Raw genomic sequence first — 561 nt, 5'->3', positions numbered from 1 at the left:
ATACATATTATATACACTCTCTATACATTCTCTCTGCACGGAACGAGAGACTCGAACTCCCGACCCTCGGTTTTGGAGACCGATGCTCTACCAACTGAGCTAGTTCCGTATGTTCATCACTGCAACCGTGCGCTCAGCGCGGTAAAAAAACGCCCCGCAAGGTAGCCAAACAATAGATTCAACCGGATTAGGGGCAAAATCGGGCGCAAAGGTACAACATTTTTTTGAAATAACCAAATGATTTTGAAAGTTTTTTTGAAAATCGGCTAATTTTTTTTCAGGTGCTATTTTTTGCAAACGGTATTTTATCTCGTAGGGATAAAATACAGTCAATTTTGAACCACTCCACATATTTAAAATATCATTTTAATAGAAATATTTTAAATTTTCTGTCAAAATGCTTGTTATTTAAAAATATTTGTGTAATTTTGCACCGTCAAATTAATAAAAAATATGAAAAAAGTAAGTTATGTATTGGTTTCGCTGCTATTTGGGTGCACGGCTTCTGTCGCGGCACAAGAGGCGAGTGGTGTGAGTTTTTCTGCAGGTGCAGATGTGGTG

1 tRNA gene is annotated in these 561 nt (G+C 37.8%); it reads right to left on the bottom strand.

Annotation, left to right across the window (positions count from 1 at the left end):
• Positions 1 to 36: 36 nt before the first annotated feature.
• Positions 37 to 109 (bottom strand) — tRNA-Trp (locus ASC50_RS03455).
• Positions 110 to 561 lie beyond the last annotated feature (452 nt).

Source organism: Candidatus Symbiothrix dinenymphae, assembly GCF_001431085.1.
This window is presented reverse-complemented; position numbering and strand designations above follow the sequence as displayed.